The sequence below is a fragment of the Streptomyces sp. NPDC093510 genome, from assembly GCF_040683555.1.
GTDB lineage: Bacteria > Actinomycetota > Actinomycetes > Streptomycetales > Streptomycetaceae > Streptomyces.
In genome coordinates this window covers 1-20811 of sequence record NZ_JBFBEE010000042.1, presented here as the reverse complement: position 1 = coordinate 20811, position 20811 = coordinate 1, and the positions used below count along the sequence as shown (strand labels likewise).

17 protein-coding genes and 1 pseudogene are annotated in these 20811 nt (G+C 71.6%); 9 read left to right on the top strand and 9 right to left on the bottom strand.

Translation table 11 applies throughout. The annotated features are described in order from the left end of the window. The first annotated feature begins 136 nt into the window (after nt 1-136). Complete coding sequence (locus AB0N81_RS39655; protein ID WP_365367382.1) at nt 137-1540, top strand: cation:dicarboxylase symporter family transporter; 1404 nt, start codon at nt 137-139, stop codon at nt 1538-1540. A gap of 207 nt (nt 1541-1747) precedes the next feature. On the opposite strand, the gene AB0N81_RS39650 is transcribed toward AB0N81_RS39655, so the two are convergent. Further along, nucleotides 1748-2341 (bottom strand): TetR/AcrR family transcriptional regulator, encoded by a 594-nt coding sequence (locus AB0N81_RS39650; protein WP_365367381.1) that lies wholly within the window; start codon nt 2339-2341, stop codon nt 1748-1750. Between the two features lie 148 nt (nt 2342-2489). Here AB0N81_RS39650 and AB0N81_RS39645 point away from each other — a divergent pair, with 148 nt between their 5' ends. Further along, complete coding sequence (locus tag AB0N81_RS39645) at nt 2490-4229, top strand: MFS transporter (protein WP_365367379.1); 1740 nt, start codon at nt 2490-2492, stop codon at nt 4227-4229. An 81-nt stretch (nt 4230-4310) separates the two neighbouring features. On the opposite strand, the gene AB0N81_RS39640 is transcribed toward AB0N81_RS39645, so the two are convergent. Next, a complete protein-coding gene (locus AB0N81_RS39640) occupies nt 4311-4469 on the bottom strand; it encodes a hypothetical protein (RefSeq protein ID WP_365367377.1) in 159 nt (52 codons plus the stop codon). An 883-nt stretch (nt 4470-5352) separates the two neighbouring features. On the opposite strand from AB0N81_RS39640, the gene AB0N81_RS39635 reads away from it, so the two are divergent. Beyond that, nucleotides 5353-5958, top strand: coding sequence for a dihydrofolate reductase family protein (locus tag AB0N81_RS39635; RefSeq protein ID WP_365367375.1), 606 nt, complete (start codon nt 5353-5355; stop codon nt 5956-5958). A gap of 19 nt (nt 5959-5977) precedes the next feature. On the opposite strand, the gene AB0N81_RS39630 is transcribed toward AB0N81_RS39635, so the two are convergent. From AB0N81_RS39630 to AB0N81_RS39620, 3 genes are read right to left on the bottom strand one after another with little or no spacing between them, the layout of a single operon-like run. Then, entirely contained in the window at nt 5978-6841 is an 864-nt protein-coding gene (locus tag AB0N81_RS39630) for a MerR family transcriptional regulator (protein ID WP_365367373.1), read from the bottom strand. Further along, nucleotides 6834-7385 (bottom strand): VOC family protein, encoded by a 552-nt coding sequence (locus tag AB0N81_RS39625; RefSeq protein ID WP_365367444.1) that lies wholly within the window; start codon nt 7383-7385, stop codon nt 6834-6836. The genes AB0N81_RS39630 and AB0N81_RS39625 overlap by 8 nt, the downstream gene beginning before the upstream one ends. A gap of 43 nt (nt 7386-7428) precedes the next feature. After that, nucleotides 7429-8244 (bottom strand): alpha/beta hydrolase, encoded by an 816-nt coding sequence (locus tag AB0N81_RS39620; protein WP_365367371.1) that lies wholly within the window; start codon nt 8242-8244, stop codon nt 7429-7431. Between the two features lie 209 nt (nt 8245-8453). On the opposite strand from AB0N81_RS39620, the gene AB0N81_RS39615 reads away from it, so the two are divergent. Continuing rightward, entirely contained in the window at nt 8454-9368 is a 915-nt protein-coding gene (locus tag AB0N81_RS39615; RefSeq protein ID WP_365367442.1) for a MerR family transcriptional regulator, read from the top strand. Nucleotides 9369-9389: 21 nt separating this feature from the next. Here AB0N81_RS39615 and AB0N81_RS39610 read toward each other — a convergent pair. After that, a pseudogene (locus AB0N81_RS39610) lies at nt 9390-10250 on the bottom strand (glycoside hydrolase family 16 protein); the annotation flags it as partial. A gap of 267 nt (nt 10251-10517) precedes the next feature. Here AB0N81_RS39610 and AB0N81_RS39605 point away from each other — a divergent pair. From AB0N81_RS39605 to AB0N81_RS39585, 5 genes are all read left to right on the top strand, one after another. Beyond that, a complete protein-coding gene (locus AB0N81_RS39605; RefSeq protein ID WP_365367369.1) occupies nt 10518-11111 on the top strand; it encodes a DsbA family protein in 594 nt (197 codons plus the stop codon). A 98-nt stretch (nt 11112-11209) separates the two neighbouring features. After that, the gene (locus tag AB0N81_RS39600) at nt 11210-12160 is read left to right on the top strand and encodes an NAD(P)-binding domain-containing protein (protein WP_365367367.1); all 951 of its coding nucleotides are present in this window, start codon (nt 11210-11212) and stop codon (nt 12158-12160) included. Between the two features lie 56 nt (nt 12161-12216). Then, complete coding sequence (locus AB0N81_RS39595) at nt 12217-12609, top strand: MerR family transcriptional regulator (RefSeq protein ID WP_365367365.1); 393 nt, start codon at nt 12217-12219, stop codon at nt 12607-12609. A 26-nt stretch (nt 12610-12635) separates the two neighbouring features. After that, nucleotides 12636-12968, top strand: a complete 333-nt coding sequence (locus tag AB0N81_RS39590) for a thioredoxin domain-containing protein (protein ID WP_365367363.1) — start codon at nt 12636-12638, stop codon at nt 12966-12968. A 150-nt stretch (nt 12969-13118) separates the two neighbouring features. Next, nucleotides 13119-15383 (top strand): helicase, encoded by a 2265-nt coding sequence (locus tag AB0N81_RS39585; RefSeq protein ID WP_365367361.1) that lies wholly within the window; start codon nt 13119-13121, stop codon nt 15381-15383. On the opposite strand, the gene glgB is transcribed toward AB0N81_RS39585, so the two are convergent. The 3 genes from glgB to treS all read right to left on the bottom strand — a co-directional run. Further along, nucleotides 15358-17715 carry a 1,4-alpha-glucan branching enzyme gene (gene glgB, locus AB0N81_RS39580; protein ID WP_365367359.1) on the bottom strand — a complete coding sequence of 786 codons (2358 nt, stop codon included), beginning with the start codon at nt 17713-17715 and terminating at the stop codon, nt 15358-15360. The genes AB0N81_RS39585 and glgB overlap by 26 nt on opposite strands. Nucleotides 17716-17741: 26 nt before the next feature. Further along, a complete protein-coding gene (locus AB0N81_RS39575; protein ID WP_365367357.1) occupies nt 17742-19181 on the bottom strand; it encodes a maltokinase in 1440 nt (479 codons plus the stop codon). Between the two features lie 139 nt (nt 19182-19320). Continuing rightward, the coding region (gene treS, locus AB0N81_RS39570) for a maltose alpha-D-glucosyltransferase (protein ID WP_365367355.1) at nt 19321-20811 on the bottom strand (1491 nt) is incomplete at its 5' end.

Genomic DNA, 20811 nt, shown 5'->3' with positions numbered 1-20811 from the left:
GACAGCCCGGGACGGGAGCCGATCCGATCAGGGAGCCGATCACTCGGAGCCGATCACTCGGAGCCGATCACTCGGGACGTGAGCCGCACGCACCGCAGGCACCGCAACGCCGACGTCGTCGTTCAAGGAGGGCCCCGTGACCAGCACGGCCGACCCACAAGCGCAGCCCGCAGCCAAGCGGGACCGCACGCACTACCTGTACATCGCCGTCATCGGTGCCGTGCTGCTCGGTATCGCCGTCGGCTTCATCTGGCCCGACTTCGCCAAGGAACTGAAGCCGGTCGGCACCGGCTTCGTGAACCTGATCAAGATGATGATCTCGCCGATCATCTTCTGCACGATCGTCCTCGGCGTCGGTTCGGTGCGCAAGGCCGCCAAGGTCGGCAAGGTGGGCGGCCTCGCGCTCGCCTACTTCATGGCGATGTCCGTCGTCGCGCTCGCCATCGGCCTCGTCGTCGGCAACATCCTGCACCCGGGCTCGGGCATGGACATCACCGAGTCCGAGAAGGGCGCGGGCCACGACGCGGCCGACGAGGCCGACAAGGGGCTCGTCGACTTCGCACTCGGCATCATCCCGAAGACGCTGGTCTCCGCCTTCACCCAGGGCGAGGTGCTGCAGACGCTGCTCGTCGCGCTGCTCGTGGGCTTCGCCCTCCAGGCCATGGGCCGCTCCGGCGAGCCGGTGCTTCGCGGCATCGAGCACATCCAGCGGCTGGTCTTCCGGGTGCTCGGCATGATCATGTGGGCCGCGCCGATCGGCGCGTTCGGCGCGATGGCGGCCGTCATCGGCGAGACCGGCGTCGACGCGCTCAAGGCACTCGCCACGATCATGATCGGGTTCTACGTCACCTGCGCGCTGTTCATCGTGATCGTGCTCGGCACGCTGATGCGGCTCGTGACCGGCGTCAACCTCTTCAAGCTGCTGAAGTACCTGGGCCGTGAGTTCCTGCTCATCCTCTCGACCTCGTCCTCCGAGTCCGCGCTGCCGCGGCTCATCGCGAAGATGGAGCACCTGGGGGTCAGCCGCCCGGTCGTCGGCATCACGGTCCCGACCGGCTACTCCTTCAACCTCGACGGCACCATGATCTACCTGACCATGGCCTCCCTCTTCATCGCCGACGCCATGGACCAGCCGCTCGGCATCGGCGAGCAGATCTCGCTGCTGCTCTTCATGATGATCGCGTCCAAGGGCGCGGCGGGCGTCTCCGGTTCGGGCATCGCGGTCCTCGCGAGCGGCCTCCAGTCGCACAAGCCCGCCCTTGTCGACGGCGTCGGCCTGATCATCGGCGTCGACCGCTTCATGAGCGAGGCGCGCGCCCTCACCAACTTCGCGGGCAACGCGGTCGCCACGCTGCTGATCGGCACCTGGACCAAGGAAGTGGACAAGGAGCGGGTCACGGCCGTACTCGCCGGACAACTCCCCTTCGACGAGCGTACGTTGGTGGACGACGGCCACGGGCCCTCCGCCGTGGAGGACGTCCGCGACGCGGACGCCGTGCCGGAGCCGCGCGACGACGGCAAGCAGCCGGTGAAGGTGTAGTCACCGGCCGCGCGCCGTGTGGAGGGCCGCCGGGACGGGGCCGCCGGGCGCCGCCCGCGACGTACGGGAGCTTCCTCCTCGTACGCCGTGGGCGGCGCCTTCTTGCTGTTCGGGCGGCGCCTTCGTCTGTACGGGGGCGGCGCGTGCGCGTGCGCGCTGTCGCCCGGTGGGTGTGTCAGGGGGCGGGTGTGTCAGGGGGCGTGTGCGTCAGGGGGTGAGGCCCGCGATGATCTCCCGCACCCGCGCCACCGGAACGCCCGCCGACATCAGAGCCGTCGACGCGGCGGCCCGGCCCGCGTCCTTCGGGTCGAGCAGGCCGTCGTTGACGGCCTCCATCAGGCCGAAGAGCTGCTGTTCGTGGACGTACGCGAGGGCGGCGGGCGGCAGGGGTGAGGTGAACGCGCCCTGGTCGAGGCCGAGTCGGAGGACGTTCACGCACTCCTCGCGGACCGGGGCGAGGCGTTGTCTGATGCCCTCCATCGCGACGCTGCGCTGGGCGAGGGCGACGAGCAGGCGGTAGCCGTCGGCGATCTCCCAGACGGCCACCATCGAGTGGGCGAGCGACTCGGCGGGGTCGTCCGACCGCGCGCGCCCGGAGGCGTGGGCCGCGGCGACCGCCTCGACCGCGCCGTCGATCAGCGCGCCGATCAGCGCCTCCCGGCTGGGGAAGTGGCCGTACACGGTCCTGCGCACGACGCCCGCGGTGCGCGCGATCTGGTCCATGGAGGCGTCCGGATCGCGCAGCAGCTCGGCGAGGGCCACCTCCAGGATGCGGCGGCGGTTGGCGTCGGCTCGGCTCATGGGCTCCATTGTGCACGCGCCCGTTTTGCACACGAGTGTGCAGTGGAGTAAGTTGCACACCAGTGTGTAATTGCACAGTGCTGTGCAAGGTCACCGGACAAGCACGACGAGCACGGACGTATGTGGACCAAGGAAGGGTGAGACTTCGGTGGCTCTGCTCATGAAGCAACCGGTCGAGGAGATGAAGCAGCCGTACGCACGCCGCTGGTGGGCGCTGCTCGTGCTCTGCCTGAGCCTGCTGATCATCGTGATGGCGAACACGGCACTGACCGTCGCCGCCCCCGACATGACCAAGGACCTCGGGCTCTCCAGCTCCGACCTGCAGTGGGTCATCGACGGCTACACCGTCCCGTACGCCGCGCTGATGCTGCTCCTCGGCGCGATAGGCGACAAGTACAGCCGGCGCGGCGCGCTCGTCCTCGGCCTCGTCGTCTTCGGCGCCGGATCGGTCGCGGGCTCCCTGGTCGACAGCTCGGGCGGGGTCATCGCGGCCCGCGCGGTGATGGGCTTCGGCGCGGCGATGATCATGCCGGCCACGCTGTCGCTGCTCGCCGCGACGTTCCCGCGCGCGGAGCGCGCCAAGGCGATCGTCCTGTGGACCGCCACGGCGGGCCTCGCGATCGCGGCCGGGCCGCTCGTCGCGGGCGCGCTCCTGGAGGACCACGGCTGGGCGTCGACCTTCCTGATCAACGTGCCGGTGGCCGCCCTCGCGATCGTCGGCGCCTTCGTGCTCATCCCGCCGTCCAAGGCCGGACACTCCAACCGCATCGACTACGTCGGCGGGCTGCTCTCCGTCGTCTGGACCGGTGCGCTGGTCTACATGATCATCCAGGGTCCGCACTTCGGCTGGGACGCCAAGGCGATCTCGGCGGCGGTCGTCGCGGGCGTCGGCCTGCTGGCCTTCGTGGCCTGGGAGCTCCGCCACCCGCACCCGATCCTGAACGTCCGCCGCTTCCTCGACCGCCGCTTCGCGGGCTCGAACCTCGCGGTGGCGCTCTTCTTCCTCGCGGTCTTCGGCGCGTTCTACTACCTCACGCAGCACCTCCAGTTCGTCCTCGGCTACAACCCGCTGGAGACGGGCGTGCGCATGCTGCCGCTGGCCGGTGCGGTCTTCGTCGGCTCGGCGCTGACGGGCTATCTGACCCCGCGCATCGGCATGAAGATCACCGTGTCGGCGGGCATGGTCGCGGGCACGGTGGCGCTCGCGCTCCTGACGCGGGTGGACGCGTCCTCCTCGTACGGGGACTTCGTCGCGCCGCTGATCATCCTGGGCCTGGCCATCGGCCTCGCGCTCTCGCCCTGCACGGACGCCATCATGGGCGCGTTCCCCGAGTCCGAACTGGGCGTCGGCGGTGCCGTCAACGACACGTCACTCGAACTCGGCGGCTCGCTCGGCATCGCCATCCTCGGCTCGGTGCTCGCCAGTTCGTACTCCTCGAAGCTGGCGGACGCGGCGGCGGCCTCCGGCACCAAGCTGCCCGACGGCACGCTGGAGACGGCCCAGGACTCGGTCGGTGCGGGCTACGCGGTCGCCCAGGGCATCGGCGACCAGGCCCGCGCGGCCGGCGAGAAGGCGGCCCACGCCGCTTCCCAGCAGCAGGCGGCCCAGCTGAAGGGCCAGGCCGACCAGCTCGCGCAGGGCGCGGGCAAGATGGCCGACGCGGTCGGCTCCGCGTTCTCGGACGCGGTGGCCCACACGAGCCTGGTCGGCGCGGTGATCCTGGGCGCGGGGACGGTACTTGTGGCGGCGCTGCTGCCGCGCAAGGGGCGCGGCGAGCCTGCGACCGGTGCGGAGTCGGTGCCCGGTGCCGAGCCCGCTTCCGGCGACGAGTCGGCGTCGGCCGCCGACGCCGCGAAGTCGTCGCGCGAGCGGCAGTCGCAGCGCTGACCCCACCCCTCTGGCCGTCGGCCACCCCCGCACGCCGGGCCGCCCTTTCCGGGCGGCCCGGTTTGCTGTCTGCGGGACGCCTCAGACGTTGCCGCTGAGGAACCCGGGGGATCCGAGGGACCCGGGGGACCCGGGGGAGTCGTGGGGCACCGGCCGCGGGGCGCTTGTGGCAGCGCCCGCGCCGCTGATGACGGTGATCACGGCCAGGGCGGCCGCGGCCAGGATCGTGCGCATACGCATGAGGGGTGCCTCCGAGTCGGGAATTGGTCCGGAGGGCAAGGTCTCACCGGGCCGGTGCACGGCAGGCCGATCCGGGGCCATCTGCCGCAGCGGCGTCGCCCGTTCGAGGCACGGCAGCACGCCGCGGCGGACGGGAGCGCGCCGAGGACTTTCGGACGGGGTCGCGCCAAGCCGCGCGGCGGACGGGGTCGCGCCGAGGGGCGCGGGCGGGGTCGCGCGGAGGGGCGCGGGCGGGGTCGCGCGGAGGGGCGCGGACGGGGGCGCGCCGAGGGGTGCGGGCAGGGTCGCGCGGAGGAACGCGGACGGGGTCGCACCGAGGAACGCGGACAGGGTCACGCCAAGCCACGCGACAGGGGCGCGCCGAGGAACGCGGACGGGGGCGCGCCGAGGAACGCGGACAGGGCCAGGTCTAGCCACGCGGACGGGGTCGCGCCGAGGAACACGGACGGGGTCGCGCCGAGGAACACGGACGGGGTCGCGCCGAGGGGCGCGGGCAGGGTCGCGCCAAGCCACGTGGACAGTCACGCCAAGCCACGCCGACAGCGTCGCGCCGAGGGGCGCGGACGGGGTCGCGCCAAGCCGCGCGGACGGGGGTGCGCCGAGGAACGCGGACGAGGTCGCGCGGAGGGGCGCGGGCAGGGTCGCGCGGAGGAACGCGGACGGGGTCGCGCCAAGCCACGCGGACGGGGTCGCGCCGAGGAACGCGGACAGGGCCGCGCCAAGCCACGTGGGCAGTCACGCCAAGCCACGCGGACAGGGTCACGCCGAGGAACGCGTACGGGGTCGCGTCGGCGACTTTTGGGAAACCGTTGATACCACTCCAGGTGAAGTACTACGGTCTGACCACTTCAGTCGGAGTGCAACGGACCATCAAGGAGCCCGCATGCGAAAGCTCGTGTACTTCATCGCCGTCAGCCTCGACGGGTTCATCGCGGGCCCCGACGGCTCCGACCCCACGGGCCCGGACGGGTTCTGGCCGGTCGCCCAGGACTACGTGCAGCACCTGGCCCAGACGTACCCGGAGACCCTGCCGGCCCCGGCCAGGGAAGCCCTCGGCATCACCGCCGAGGGGACCCACTTCGACACGATCCTGGAGGGCCGCAAGACGTACATGAACGGCGTCGACGCCGGACTGCCCAACTGCTTCCCGCACCTGCGGCACCTCGTCTTCAGCCGCACCCTCACCGAAAGCCCCGACCCCGGCGTCGAACTGGTCGCCACCGATCCTGTCGAGAAGGTGCGGGAGCTGAAGCGGGAGGAGGGCAAGGACATCTACCTGTGCGGCGGCGGCGAACTCGCGGGGGCGCTGCGCGGCGAGATCGACCGGCTCGTCGTCAAGCTCGGCCCGCTGACGATGGGTTCGGGCACGCCCCTGTTCGGGCAGAAGGCCGCCTTCGACCCGGTGATGTACGAGCGGACCGACGCCGTCCTCCTCGACAGCGGCACGATCTTCCTCACCTACGACAAGCCCGCCGGGGACGCCGTCTAGGGCCGTCAGGCGGCGGTGGCTACTGCCAGGTCGCGGTGTCGGGGTCGACCCCGTGGGCGCGGGCGCAGGCGTCGATGATCCGACGCAGCCACGTGGAGAGGCCGGGGCGGATGCCGTCGTAGTGGGCGGCGAACGCCGGATCGGCCTCGTACATACGGCCAAGACAGACCTGCATCTGCCTGGTGAGGGGGAAGTACGAGGCGAAGACCTCGCGATGCCGTTCGACGAGTCGGTTCGCCTCCGGGCTGCCGGGGGTGACGCCGACGTCCATCGCGTCCGCGAGCGCGCGGTCGAAGCCGGCGACGGTGTCGGCGACCTCCTGCCACTCCTCGGGGGTGCGGGAGGCCGAACGCTCGGCGTACTGCCGCCACTGCGTCGTGTCCCCGTAGCGCTGACGGGCTTCGGAGGGCCACTCAGGGTTCCACCGCGGGCCGAAGATCGCGGACTGCTGCTCGACGGTCAGCAGCAGGCCGCGCTCGTGGGCGTCGATCATCCGGTCCAGACCGGTGTTCAGCTGCTGGAGACGGCTGATCCGCTCGGCGACCTGGGTGCGCTGCGCGCGCAGCGCACCGGCCACGTCCGCGGCCGAGTCGTCCAGAACGGCACGGATCTTGTCGAGGCCGAGACCGACCTCCCGGTAGACGACGATGCGGTGCAGACGTTCCAGATCGGCGGCGGTGTAGAGCCGGTATCCGCCCGTCGTGCGCAGCGACGGCCGCGCCAGACCGATCTCGTCCCAGTGGTGCAGCGCGCGGACCGTCACGCCCACCCGCGCCGAGACCTGCCCGACGGTCAGGCCGCCCGCGCCGACGTCGGTGTCGGTGTCGGTGTCGGTATCGGTGTCGGTATCGGCGTCGGCGTCGATATCGGTGGCGTCAGGCATGGTCCCCATTGTCGCCGTGGCCGACGCCTCCCGGCGGAGTGATCCCCATGGCTTCAAGGTTCCGTGCCTCCTGACCGGCCGGATCGAACGGCTTCGCCGCGGTGAAGACGATCCGTGCGTTCTCGGGGGTGATCACCTCGACGTCGCGGGTGTTCCAGGGCGTGTCCCGCGGACCGTCGACCGCGCCGGGGCGCAGCGCGCGGCAGGCCTCGGCGAGGGACTCGACCTGGCCGAGCACGCCCGCGAAGCTGAAGCTCATCGCCGGGGGCCGCGCCGGGACGCTCTCCGCCGCGACGAGGAGTACGTCCTGGAACGCCCACCGGCGCAGATGCACCAGCGTGCCGGGGATGGCGAACAGCTCGAAGAACCCGAGCCCACGGGTCCAGAAGTCCACCGACTCCGCCATGTCGGCGCTGGGGATCGTCACGAACGCGGGCATGCCGTAGATGCCGCGGAACGGCTCAGGCGGGACCGCGTCCGGGCCGGGGGTGGGCACGGGACTCATCTCGAACGCGTCGTAGTGGTCGCGCTTGTCGTCACTCATCTCGCTCATGCGCCCCACCTTCGACCCTCACGCAACGTGAGGGTCAAGCCGCAACGTGAGGGTCAAGCCGGGCCAGACGGTGCCCCTCCCCGGCCGCGGCCCGCAGCAGTACGTCGGTCAGTTCGTCAGGGGTGGAGAGCATCGGCCAGTGGCCCGTGGCCATGTCGAAGAAGGTGGCGCGCGGATCGGCCAGATGCTGGACGAGCGGCAGGCCGGAAGCGACCAGGGCTTCGAGCGAGGCGATGTCCATCGCCCCGCCCGTGGTGCAGAAGACGCCTGTCGTCGGCAGGGCGGCGACCGCCTCCGAGATCCGGAGCCGCTGCGCGTACGGGCCCGCGGGCGCGGGCGAGGCGAGGCGCGCGAGCCGGTCGAGGGCGTCGTCACCGACACCCGCGAGGTTCCCGTGGGCCCGCCACTCCTCAAGGGCCGGCGCCGGAATGCGCCAGCCGTCCTCCGCCTGCTCCTGCTGGCTCAGCGTGCGGTCGCGGGCCGGCCCGTCGGGCATCTGCTCACGCACCTGGTCGATCATGGAGTAGCCGTCCTGGGGCATCGGCGAGTCCAGGTACACGAGCCGGGAGACCCGGTCCGGGCGCCGGTCGGCGGCGCCCGCGGAGGGATAGATGCCGTAGCAGTAGCCGACGAGCACGACCTCGGGCGCGTCGACGTGGTCGATCAGCTGTGTCACGTCCTCGATGTGGGTGTCGAGGTCGATGCCGGGACCCGCCAGATGACGGCGGTCGCCGAGCCCGGTGAGCGTCGCCGCGTGCACCTCGGCCCCGGCCGCGCGCAGCCCCGCGGCCACGTCCCGCCACAGCCATCCGCCCGTGTACCCGCCCGACACCAGCACGAACGCCGTCATGATTCCTCCTCGTACGCCGCGGTCCGCACGGCCGGCCGATCGGCCGCCCGCGCTCGCCGGTACGGTAGGAACTCCCCCTGAGGGAGGTTCAAGTCGTGTCACCCGATGGTCCGGCGCCCGGCCGCCCCGCGCCTCACGGCCCGTCGCCCACCACCCCCGCCATCCCCAGCACCCCCAGCACCCCCAGCACCCCCGATCCCCAAGGGGCGCTGAGCATCGGGCAGCTCGCCGAGCAGGCGGGCGTGTCCGTCAAGACGGTCCGCTTCTACTCCGACCGCGGACTGCTGCCCGAAGCCACCCGCAGCGGTGGCGGGCACCGGCGCTACGGACCCGATGCCCTCGACCGGCTCCGCCTCATCCGTTCCCTCCGCGCCCTCGACCTGCCCGTCCCCGACGTGCGACGGGTCCTCGACGAGGAGGACGAGCTGGTGGACGTCGTCGAGGGGCGGCTGGCGGAGGTCGGCTCGCAACTCACCGCCCTGCGCTGGCGGGAGGCAGCCCTGCGGCTCCTCGCGGACTGCACCGCACACGAACGCGCCGAGCGGCTGCGGCTGATCGGGGCCCTCTCGACGCCGCCCGGCACGGACGCGCTCGCCCGGTTCTGGCGGTACTGGCTGCCCGCGCGGCTCCCGGCCCGCGTGACGAACGCCGTCATCGACCAGGCGGTGCCGACACCGCCCGCCGACCCCACTCCGGAACAGGTCCTCGCCTTCGCCCGGCTCCAGGACTTCGTCACCACCCCCTGCTTCGTCTTTGGCCCCCGTGCCGGCACGGACTACGGCCGGCCCGAGGTGCACCTCCCCGGCAAGGGCTACCGGCCCGCCGTGCTCTACGAAGCCCTCCCCGAGGCGTACGAACTGGCCTCGGCGGAGCTGCGGGCGGGACGGGCCCCGCACCACGGCGAGGCACTCGACAGCTTCGTCGCCGCGCACGCCGCATCGCTCAACCGGCGCGACACCGCGGACTTCCGCCGGGGGCTGCACCGGATGCTCGCCGCCGAACCCCGCATCGACCTCTACTGGCAGCTCACCGCCGAGGTCGTCAGCCCGCCGTCGGGCCCGCCGGAGCCGACGCCCGGAGCCGCGGACAACTGGCTCCGGGCGGCACTCGCCCCACTGGCCTGAACCCGGCGGGCCCGCCTACGGGCGCGTCCACACCGAGACGTAGTCGACGGCCATCGCGTGGCCGGGCCGCGTAGCCGCCGTCGGCGTCGCACGGCCCGCCACCCCGTCCGGGAACCCGCCGCCCATCGCGACGTTCAACAGGATGAAGTAGCCCTGGTGGGACGTCATGTCGGTCCACGTCCGCGCCGAGAAGCGGTCCTGGCTCAGGGTGTGGAACCGCTCCCCGTCGACGTACCAGCGCAGCTGATTGGGTGTCACCGAGCGGTCCCACTCGAAGCGGTACGTGTGGAAGGCCGCCTGGCAGGCGGCGCCGGGGCACGGGCGGCTCGCGCCGAGGCCCTGGGTCTCGTTGCAGTCGCCGCCCGGGTTCACGCCGCAGTGCAGCACGCCCCAGACGGAGTTGATGCCGTTCACGTTCTCCATGACGTCGAACTCGCCTATGGAGGGCCAGTTCTGGTAGTTGCCGCGGTAGGGCGAGCCGAGCGCCCAGAACGCCGGCCAGTAACCGAGCGCCGCGTCGCCCGTCACGTCCGGCATCCGGATGCGCCCCTCGATGGCCAGCGTGCCGCCGGCCGGGGCCTTGAAGTCGCTGCGCCGAGTCTCGATCCGGGCGGACGTCCACTTGCCCGACGCGTCCTTGCGCGGCGTGATCCGCAGATTGCCCGCTCCGTCGACGCTCAGGTTGTCCCGTGAGTTCGTGTACTCCTGGATCTCGCCCGTGCCCCAATTCCCCGGCCCGCCCGGGTAGTTGTGGCCGAGGTCGACCTGCCACTTCTTCGAGGAGGGCGCGCTCCCCGCGGGGCCGTTGAAGTCGTCGCTCCACTTCAGCGACCAGCCGGGGGCGGGCGGCGGCACGTCGCCGCGGGCCGTGCCGGGCGCCATCAGCGTCCCGAGCAGGCCCACGGCGGCGAGCCCGGCCAGGAGGGCGGACCTGCGTGTCGAACGAGGCGTGCGTACTGCGCGAACCGTGTGGACCGTACTCATCGGGCACCTCCGTGGGGGGTGGTGAGAGCGCTCTCAGAAGCGTGCTGCTGGTTTTGTAGTTGTGGTCGCGCCGCGCGTCAATGGCTCTGGTGCGTCAACTTCCCGAAGACTTACAGCTGTTGAACTTGCAGCAGTTGGGGTGGCCAGGGCGGTTAGGGTTGTCGCGTGAGCGTCGACTTCTGGTTCGACCCCGTGTGTCCGTACACCTGGATCACCTCGCGCTGGCTGCGCGAGGTGGAGAGAGTGCGGGACGTCGAAGTCCGCTGGCGGGTGATGAGCCTGGCCGTCCTCAACGAGGGCCTGGCCGTCGATCCGGAGGACCCGGAGGGGCTGTACGGGGAGTACATGAAGGCGCCGGGACGCATCTGCGCGGCGGTCCGCGACCAGTACGGGAACGAGGCGCTCGGGCGGTACTTCGACGCGCTCGGGGAGCGCATCCACGGGCAGCAGGACTGGGGCGGCACGGCGGCCGCCCTCGCCGACGCGGGCCTTCCCACGGACCTCGCGTCCGTGGCGATGACCACGGAGTACGACGCCGCGGTACGGGCCTCGCACGACGCGGGCCTCGCCCTCGTGGGCGACGACGTCGGCACGCCGGTGCTCTCGGTCGAGGGCGTGGGCGCCCTCTTCGGGCCCGTCGTGTCCCCGGCCCCGAGGGGCGAGGCGGCCGGACGGCTGTGGGACGGGGTGGTGCTGATGGCCGGCGTGGAGAGCTTCCACGAGTTCAAACGGGCTTACGGAGAACCGGACTTCGGCTGAGTCGGAGTGGTGGGGCTGAACGTCGAGGCCACGCTTACCTTTCGGTGCGTAGCTGACTAATTAGTCGGTACTTGTGGGCCGTTGGAGCTCCGCCAACGATGGTGGTCATGACGAACCACCCCGTTACGAACTTCCCTGACACGAACCTCCCTGACACGAACCGCCCCGCTACGAATCGCCCCCTTCCCTCTGTCACCGTCCTCGGTCTCGGTTCCATGGGGCAGGCCCTCGCCGGTGCCTTCCTGGACGCCGGGCACCGCACCACCATCTGGAACCGTTCCGACGGCAAGGGTGACGGCCTCGTCGCCCGGGGAGCGGTCCGGGCCGCCACCCCCGCGGAGGCGGTCCGCGCCTCCGACGTGGTCGTCGTCTGCGTCGTCGACTACGACGCCGCGCAGGCCGTCCTGGACCGGGCGGCCGGCGACCTGCCCGGCCGCCTCCTCGTGAACCTCACCTCGGACACCCCGGAGCGCGCCCGCGCGGCCGCAGCCTGGGCCGAGAGGACCGGCGTCGACTACCTGGACGGCGCGGTCATGGTCCCGGTGCCGGTGATCGGCACACCGGACGCGCTGATCTTCTACAGCGGCACGCGGTCCGCGTACGAGAAGTACGGGACGACGCTCGAGGCGCTCGGCGGGCGGTCCGCCTACGTCGGCGAGGACCACGGGCTCGCCGCCGTGTACGACCTCTCCATCCTCGACTTCTTCTGGACGGCGATGCACGGCCTGGTGCACGGCATGGCACTCGCCGGCAAGGAAGGCGTGCGGGCGGCCGACCTCGTTCCCTATCTGAAGGCCAACGTGGACCTGCTGGCGAGCGTGGTCGACGGCACGGCGGCGGATGTGGACGAGAGCCGGTACCCCGGGGAGATGGACAACCTCGCCATGGAGGCGGAGGGCATCGAGCACATCGTGCGGGCCGCCGAGCACCGCGGCCTGGACACCTCCGCCCTGCGCGGCGTGCTCACGGCGGCCCGCAGGGCGATCGACCTGGGGCACGGCGCCGACACGTGGAGCTCGACCGTCGAAGGCATCCGCAACCCCGTCTGACCCGGTGTGCCAGCAGGGCTGGCCTTGACGCCCACGTCAAGGATTACCGTCGGGTCATGCGAATCGGCGAGCTCGCGGCACGCGCGGGGACGACCACGCGGACGCTGCGCTACTACGAGTCGCGCGGGCTGCTCCCCGCGCGGCGCACCGGCAACGGTTACCGCACGTACGACGAGGACGACGTGCGGCTCCTGGAGCAGATCAGGACCCTCCAGGACTTCGGGTTCGATCTGGAGGAGACCAGACCCTTCGTGGAGTGTCTGCGCTCCGGGCACCCGGAGGGCGACTCCTGCCCCGCGTCGCTCGCCGTGTACCGCCGCAAGCTCACCGAACTCGACGCGCTGATCGGCGAGTTGACGGCAGTGCGCGACCAGGTCGGCGCGCAGCTCACGCGCGCCGAGGCGGCACTTCCGGGCGGCCCCGAGCCGCGGTGCGAACTGACGGGATGAACTGACGGGATGAGGAGTGTGGCGCAGTGAAGGCAGCAGGCGTGGCCGAGGTGACGGACGCGGATTTCGAGGGGGAGGTGCTGCGCGAGGCGGACCGTCCGGTGCTCGTGGAGTTCACGGCGGACTGGTGCGGTCCGTGCCGGCAGCTGGCGCCGGTGCTGAGCGAGATCGCGCGGGAGGAGGCGGACCGGATCAAGATCCTTCAGCTGGACGTGGACCGGAGCCCGGAGACCGCCATCGCGTACAAGGTGCTCTCGGCGCCGACCATGATCGTGTTCAGGGGCGGTGAGCCCGTGCTCCAGCTGGTGGGCGCGCGGGCCAAGCGGAAGCTCCTCGCCGAGCTGGCCGACGTGCTCTGAGAAGCGGCCCTCAAGAGAAATACCCCGGACGAATTGACGTCCGGGGTATTTCTCTGCGTATATTGGATTCTTTCGCGAAGCTCCTGCCATTTGCGCATGACGGCTTCACGAGAAGCTTTATACGAGTACTGTAACTGGCGAGGGGCTGAATTGTCAACCGAGGAATTGCGGGAAGAGCAGCAATTCGTCTCCGGGCTGTACGCGCGTCTGGACGCGCTGCGCGAGGAGGCCGAAACCGCCGTGCAGGCGTCGTTGTCGCAGGTGGGCAACGGTCTCCAGGCGCGCTTGGAGCGCGATGTGCTGGTGGCGGAGCGGTCCGGGCTGCTCGCCGCCTTCGACGCGGGAGAGAACGGGCTGTGCTTTGGACGGCTCGAATTCCGCGACGGCCGCGATCATCACATCGGACGTATCGGAATCCGTGCGTCCGACGTCGAACGCACTCCGCTCGTGATCGACTGGCGCGCCGATGTCGCGCGCCCCTTCTACCTCGCGACGGGCCATACGCCGATGGGCCTGCGCAGACGCCGGCACATCACCACCGAGGGCCGTGAGGTCACCGGCCTGCACGACGAGATCCTCGACCTGAGCGACCCGACCCGCACCGGCCACGAGGGCGCCGACGCCGACGAGGTGCTCCTCGCCGCGCTCGACTCGGCGCGCACCGGCCGTATGCACGACATCGTGCAGACCATCCAGGCCGAACAGGACCGCATCATCCGCGCCCCGCACCGCGGCGTCCTCGTCGTCGAGGGCGGCCCGGGGACCGGCAAGACGGTCGTGGCGCTGCACCGTGCCGCGTTCCTGCTCTACGCCCACCGCGAGCTGCTCGCCAAGCGCGCGGTCCTGATCGTCGGCCCGAACCCGGCGTTCCTCGGCTACATCGGCGAGGTGCTGCCCGCGCTCGGCGAGACCGGCGTGCTGCTCTCGACGGTCGGCGAGCTGTTCCCCGGCGTGACGGCGACCGGCACGGACAGCCCCGAGGCGGCCGAGGTGAAGGGCCGCGCGGAGATGGCGGACGTGCTCGCCGCGGCCGTGCGCGACCGGCAGCGCACCCCCGAGCCGGGCGAGCCGATGGTCATCGAGCACGACGACGGCGACCTGATCCTGGACTGGACGATCGCCGACCAGGCGCGCGAGGCGGCCCGCGCCGCGGACGTGCCGCACAACCTCGGCCGCCCGCACTTCGCGTTCCGGATCATCGACGCGCTGACCGCGCAGCTCGCCGAGCGCATCGGCCACGACCCGTACGGCGGGCCGAACTTCCTCGGCCCCGACGACATCGCCCAGCTCGGCAAGGGCATCGCGGCCAGCGCCGAGGTGCACGCCGCCATCGAGGAGCTGTGGCCGACGCTCACCCCGCAGCGCTTCGTCGCCGCCTACCTGGAGGAGCCGACAGGGCTCACCGAGGAGGACGCGAAGGCGATCCGCCGTCCGTACGGCTCGGCCTGGACGCCCGCCGACGTACCGCTGCTCGACGAGGCCGCCGAACTGCTCGGGCACGACGACAGCGCCGAACGGGCGGCGTCCGAGGCCGAGCGGGCCAAGCAGATCGCGTACGCGCAGGGCGTGCTCGACGTCTCGCGCGCCTCCCGGACGTACGAGTTCGAGGACAAGGACGAGGACGACGCCGAGGTCCTGCTCGCGCACAACATCATCGACGCGGAGCGGATGGCCGAGCGCCAGGAGGAGGCCGACCACCGCAGTGCCGCCGAGCGCGCGGCCGCCGACCGCACCTGGGCGTTCGGGCACATCATCGTCGACGAGGCGCAGGAGCTCTCCGCGATGGCCTGGCGGCTGCTCATGCGGCGCTGCCCGACCCGCTCGATGACGCTGGTGGGCGACCCGGCGCAGACCGCCGAGGCGGGCGGCTGCGGCTCGTGGGAGAGCATCCTCGCCCCGTACGTCGAGGACCGCTGGGAGTACACGCGGCTCGGCGTCAACTACCGCACACCCGTGGAGATCATGGAGGTGGCGGCCGAGGTGCCGCGCGTCGGACAGCCGGACTTCCGGCCGCCGAGTTCGGTGCGGTCCACGGGTGTGCGTCCCTGGGCGCGCAGGACCGACGACCTCGCCACCGCCGTGGCCGACGCGGTCGCCGCCGAGGCGAGGGACGAGGGCCGCCTCGCGGTGATCGCCCCCCGCGAGCTCCACGCGGAGCTCGCCGCACAGCTGCCCGGGGTGACGGCCGGGCAGGCCCCGGACCTGACGCGGCCGGTCGTCCTGATCGACCCGCGTCAGGCGAAGGGCCTGGAGTTCGACACGGTCCTGGTCGTCGAGCCCGCGCGGTACGGCACGAGCGACCTCTACGTGGCCCTGACCCGGGCCACACAGCGCCTCGGCCTGCTGTACGCCGAGGAGCTGCCCCAGGCCCTCAAGGAGGTCGAGCAGGTCACACCGGCCGCAGCCACACCGTAGCGAGGGGCGGCAGGGTCAGGCGCAGGGACGCCGGACGGCCGTGGGACGGCACCGGATCCGTCTTGAGCGGGTCGGGGTTGGTGACGCCGCCGCCGCCGTAGCGGGCCTCGTCCGTGTTCAGGACCTCCTGCCAGGCGGCGAACTCGTCCGGCACGCCCAGGCGGTAGGCGTGCCGCACGACCGGTGAGAAGTGGGAGACGGCGAGCAGCGGGGGCCCGTCGGAGCCTTCGGCCGGGTGGCGCAGGAAGGCGAAGACGTTGTCCTCGGCGGCGTCGCCGTCGATCCAGGCGAAGCCGCCGGGGTCGGTGTCGCGCTGCCACAGGGCGCCTTCGCGGCGGTAGACGGTGTTCAGCTCGCGGACGAGGTCGCGCACGCCCCGGTGGTCGGCCTCCGCGCCGTACGCCGGGTCGAGCAGCCACCAGTCCGGGCCGTGCCCCTCCGACCACTCGGCGCCCTGCGCGAACTCCTGCCCCATGAAGAGGAGTTGCTTGCCGGGGTGGGCCCACATGAAGCCCAGGTAGGCGCGCAGGTTCGCGCGCTGCTGCCACCAGTCGCCCGGCATCTTGGACACCAGCGACCGCTTGCCGTGGACGACCTCGTCGTGCGAGATGGGCAGGACGTAGTTCTCGCTGTAGGCGTACACCATCGAGAACGTCATTTCGTTGTGGTGGTACTTGCGGTGCACCGGCTCCTTGGTGACGTAGTCGAGGGAGTCGTGCATCCAGCCCATGTTCCACTTCAGGCCGAAGCCGAGGCCGCCGAAGCCGCCAGGACCCTGGTGGTGCGTCGCGCGGGTCACGCCGTCCCAGGCCGTGGACTCCTCGGCGATGGTGACGACGCCGGGGGAGCGGCGGTAGACGGTGGCGTTCATCTCCTGGAGGAAGGCGACGGCGTCGAGGTTCTCGCGCCCGCCGTGCGCGTTCGGCGTCCACTCGCCGTCCTCGCGGGAGTAGTCGAGGTAGAGCATGGACGCGACCGCGTCGACGCGCAGCCCGTCGATGTGGAACTCCTCGCACCAGTAACTGGCGTTGGCGACGAGGAAGTTGCGTACCTCCTTGCGGCCGTAGTCGAACTCCAGGGTTCCCCAGTCGGGGTGCGCGGACCGGGCCGGGTCCTCGTGCTCGTACAGGGGCCGGCCGTCGAACTCGGCGAGCGCCCAGTCGTCCCGCGGGAAGTGCGCGGGCACCCAGTCCATCAGGACGCCGATCCCGGCCCTGTGCAGCGCGTCGACGAGGAACTTGAAGTCGTCGGGCGTGCCGAGGCGGGCGGTCGGTGCGTAGAACCCGGTCACCTGATAGCCCCAGGAGCCGCCGAAGGGATGCTCGGCCACGGGCATCAGCTCGACGTGCGTGAAGCCCAGGTCCCCGACGTACGCGGGTAGCTGCTCCGCGAGTTGACGGTATGTCAGCCCCGGGCGCCAGGAAGCGAGATGCACCTCGTACACTGAGAAGGGCGCCTCGTGGGCGGGTATCTCGGCCCGGCGCGCGAGCCACTCCTGGTCGTGCCACTCGTGGTGCGACTCGTGGACGACGGAGGAGTTGGCGGGCGGGGTCTCGGTGCGGCGCGCGAGCGGGTCGGCGCGCAGGGTGGTCGAACCGTCGGGCCGGGTGATCTCGAACTTGTACAGCTCGCCCTCGCCGACGGACGGCGCGAACAGCTCCCAGACGCCGGTGCCGCCGAGCGAGCGCATCGGGAACCCGGTGCCGTCCCAGAAGTTGAAGCCCCCCACGACCCGCACGCCCCGGGCGTTGGGCGCCCACACCGTGAACCGGGTGCCGGTCGCCCCCTGGTGGATCATCGGCCGGGCGCCGAGCGCCTCCCACAGCCGCTCGTGCCGCCCCTCGCCGATCAGATGCAGGTCGAACTCGCCGACCGAGGGGAGGAAGGAGTACGCGTCGTGGATCTCCCACTCCGCGTCCTCGTACGTGATGTGGAGCCGGTAGCCGTCCGGCACGGACCGCAGCGGGAGGACCGCGGAGAAGAAGCCTTCGCCGTCGTCGCGCAGCTCGGCGCGGAGGTCCTCGGCGACGACGGCGACCGCCTTGGCGTACGGCCGCAGCGCCCGGAACGCGATGCCGCCGGGCACGGGGTGGGCGCCCAGGACACCGTGCGGATCGTGGTGGGTGCCGTTCAGGAGACGGTCCCTGTCGCTCGCGGAGACGGGGGAGTGGGTGACGGGCGGCGGCGCGGCCCCGGGCGCGGTCACGGCCTTGGACGCGCCGTCGGCCACGGTGACGGAGTCCTTCGCCGGTGCTTTCGCCGCCGCCTTCCTGGTGCTCCTGGTGCTTTTCGCGTGCTTCTCGTCGGACGGTTTGCGGGGGCGCGGGGTCACGGGAGAGGCCTCCTCCGAAGGAATGGTCAGTGGGCGTCGTCGGCGGGACCGTCCTGGGCGAGACGGCGGACGGCGGCCAGGGGGACCGGCAGCCAGTCGGGGCGGTGGCGGGCCTCGTAGAGGACTTCGTAGACCGCCTTGTCGGTCTCGTGGGCACGCAGCAGCACGGGGTCCATGCGCGGATCGCGGCCCGAGACGTCCGCGTACCCCCTGCAGTACGCGGCCCGGCACTCGTCGGCCCACTCCGGGGCCCAGGTGCCGTGGGAGGCCGCGTAGTCGAAGGAGCGCAGCATGCCCGCCACGTCGCGGACCGGCGGCTGCGGAAGCCGGCGCTCGGCGAGCGGCCGCGCGGGCTCGCCCTCGAAGTCTATGAGCGACCATTCGCCGTCCGGTGAGCGCAGGCACTGCCCCAGGTGCAGGTCGCCGTGGACGCGCTGGGCCGTCCACGACTGGCCCTCGCCGCCCAGGTCGGCCAGCGCCTCGAAGGCGGTGAGCAGCCCGGGGGCGTAGGGCCGCAGGGCGGGGACCGCCTGCGCCGCCGCGGTGAGGCGCTCCGCCATGGCGTCCGCGGCCAGCTCCACCTGCGCCCGGCCCAGCGTGACGGTGGGCAGCGCGGCCGCGAGCGCCGTGTGCACCTCCGCCGTGGCGCGGCCGAGCGCCCGCGCCTCACCGGTGAAGGACTCGCCCTTGTCGCGCATCCGCAGCGCGAGCTCCCAGCCGTCCTCGGCCCCCGCCAGATACGGCTGGAGCACGCCGAGGCCGCAGCTCTCGTCCGTGGCCGTCGCGCCGGCCGGCAGGTCGGCGAGGAACCACGCGGCGGGCGCGGGCACCCGGGCGCAGCCGTGGCGGGCGAGGTGCAGCGGGAGTTCCAGGTCGGGGTTGACGCCGGGCACGACGCGGCGGAACAGCTTGAGGATGAACGTATCGCCGTACACCAGCGAGGAGTTGGACTGCTCGGTGGTGAGCAGCCGCGGGGCGAGTCCGGAGGGTATCTCGGCACGCATGTCGCGTTCGAAGCGGAGCACGCCGTGCCGCCCCGGTATCCGCAGCCGCTCCAGGAGCAGTCCGGTGAGGTGCCGGTCGTGCAGCGCGTCGTACACCGTGGACCCGGCGAGTGGGCCCGCGGTGGCGTGGCCGATCAGGGCGGAGGCCAGGTGCGGTGGCAGCGTGCGGCGCACGCCGAGCAACAACTGGTAGCAGTCGGCGGGCCGTTCGGCGGCGATACCGTCGAATGCCGAGCCCTGCGCGGGAACGAGCGGCTGGCGGACCCGCAGCAGGAGGTGCAGCAGGCCCGACGGCGAGCCGTGCGGCAGGAGTTCGGTCGCCGACACCGCCTCCAGGTCGCTGATCGGGCGCCCCTTCCCGGCGAACCACCGCTGCCGGGGCAGCCACTCGCGCAGCAGCGGATCGAGCGAGGCGAGCAGGGCAGTGGCGTGCGCACTGGGGCGGATGACGGCTTCCGACATGGCGTCGCGTCCTTTCCGCGTCGCGGACGAGGCAGGGTGCGGGAGTGCCGGTGGTGCGGAGGGGTGCCGGGTTGTTGCGTTGGAGTGCCCAGGGCGGGGCGGCGGAAACCGCCCCGCGAGGGCGTCGCGCTGCCGGAGCCTACGCCGGTTCCTTGCGCAACCGGAACCAGTAGAACCCGTGTCCCGCCAGTGTCAGCAGGTACGGCAGTTCACCGATGGCCGGAAAGCGCACCCCGCCGATCAGCTCCACGGGATGGCGCCCGCTGAAGGCCTGCAGATCGAGTTCGGTGGGCTGCGCGAAGCGCGAGAAGTTGTGCACGCACAGCACCAGGTCGTCGCCCTCGTCGCCGGTCGAGGGGGCTTCCCGCAGGAAGGCGAGGACCGCCGGGTTGGTCGAGGGGAGTTCCGTGTACGAACCGAGTCCGAACGCCGGGTTCTGCTTGCGGATCTCGATCATGCGCCGCGTCCAGTGGAGCAGGGAGGACGGGGAGGACATGGAGGCCTCGACGTTGGTGACCTGGTAGCCGTAGACGGGGTCCATGATCGTGGGGAGGTAGAGGCGTCCGGGGTCGCACGAGGAGAAGCCGGCGTTGCGGTCGGGGGTCCACTGCATGGGGGTGCGGACCGCGTCGCGGTCGCCGAGCCAGATGTTGTCGCCCATGCCGATCTCGTCGCCGTAGTACAGGATCGGCGATCCTGGCAGGGAGAGCAGCAGGGCGGTGAAGAGTTCGATCTGGTTGCGGTCGTTGTCCAGGAGGGTGGCCAGGCGGCGGCGGATGCCGATGTTGGCGCGCATGCGCGGGTCCTTGGCGTACTCCGCGTACATGTAGTCGCGTTCCTCGTCGGTGACCATTTCCAGGGTGAGCTCGTCGTGGTTGCGCAGGAAGATGCCCCACTGGCAGCCGGAGGGAATGGCCGGTGTCTTGGCGAGGATTTCCGAGACGGGGTAGCGCGATTCACGCCGGACGGCCATGAAGATGCGCGGCATGACGGGGAAGTGGAACGCCATGTGGCATTCGTCGCCGCCGTTCTGGAAGTCGCCGAAATAGTCGACGACGTCCTCCGGCCACTGGTTGGCCTCCGCGAGGAGAACCGTGTCCGGATAGTGCGCGTCGATCTCGGCACGGACCCGTTTCAGCAGCTCGTGGGTGCGGGGGAGGTTCTCGCAGTTCGTGCCCTCCTCCGCGTAGAGGTAGGGCACGGCGTCGAGGCGGAAGCCGTCGATGCCGAGGTCCAGCCAGAACCGCAGCGCCGAGACGATTTCCTCCTGGACGGCGGGGTTCTCGTAGTTGAGGTCGGGCTGGTGGGAGAAGAAGCGGTGCCAGTAGTACTGCTTGCGGACGGGGTCGAAGGTCCAGTTGGAGGCTTCGGTGTCGACGAAGATGATGCGCGCGTCCTGGTACTGCTTGTCGTCGTCGGCCCAGACGTAGTAGTCGCCGTAGGGGCCTTCGGGGTCGTTCCTGGAGGCCTGGAACCACGGGTGCTGGTCGCTGGTGTGGTTCATGACGAAGTCGATGATGACGCGCATGCCGCGCTGGTGTGCGGAGTCGACGAATTCGACGAAGTCGGCGAGGTCGCCGAATTCGGGGAGGACGGCGGTGTAGTCGGAGACGTCGTATCCGCCGTCGCG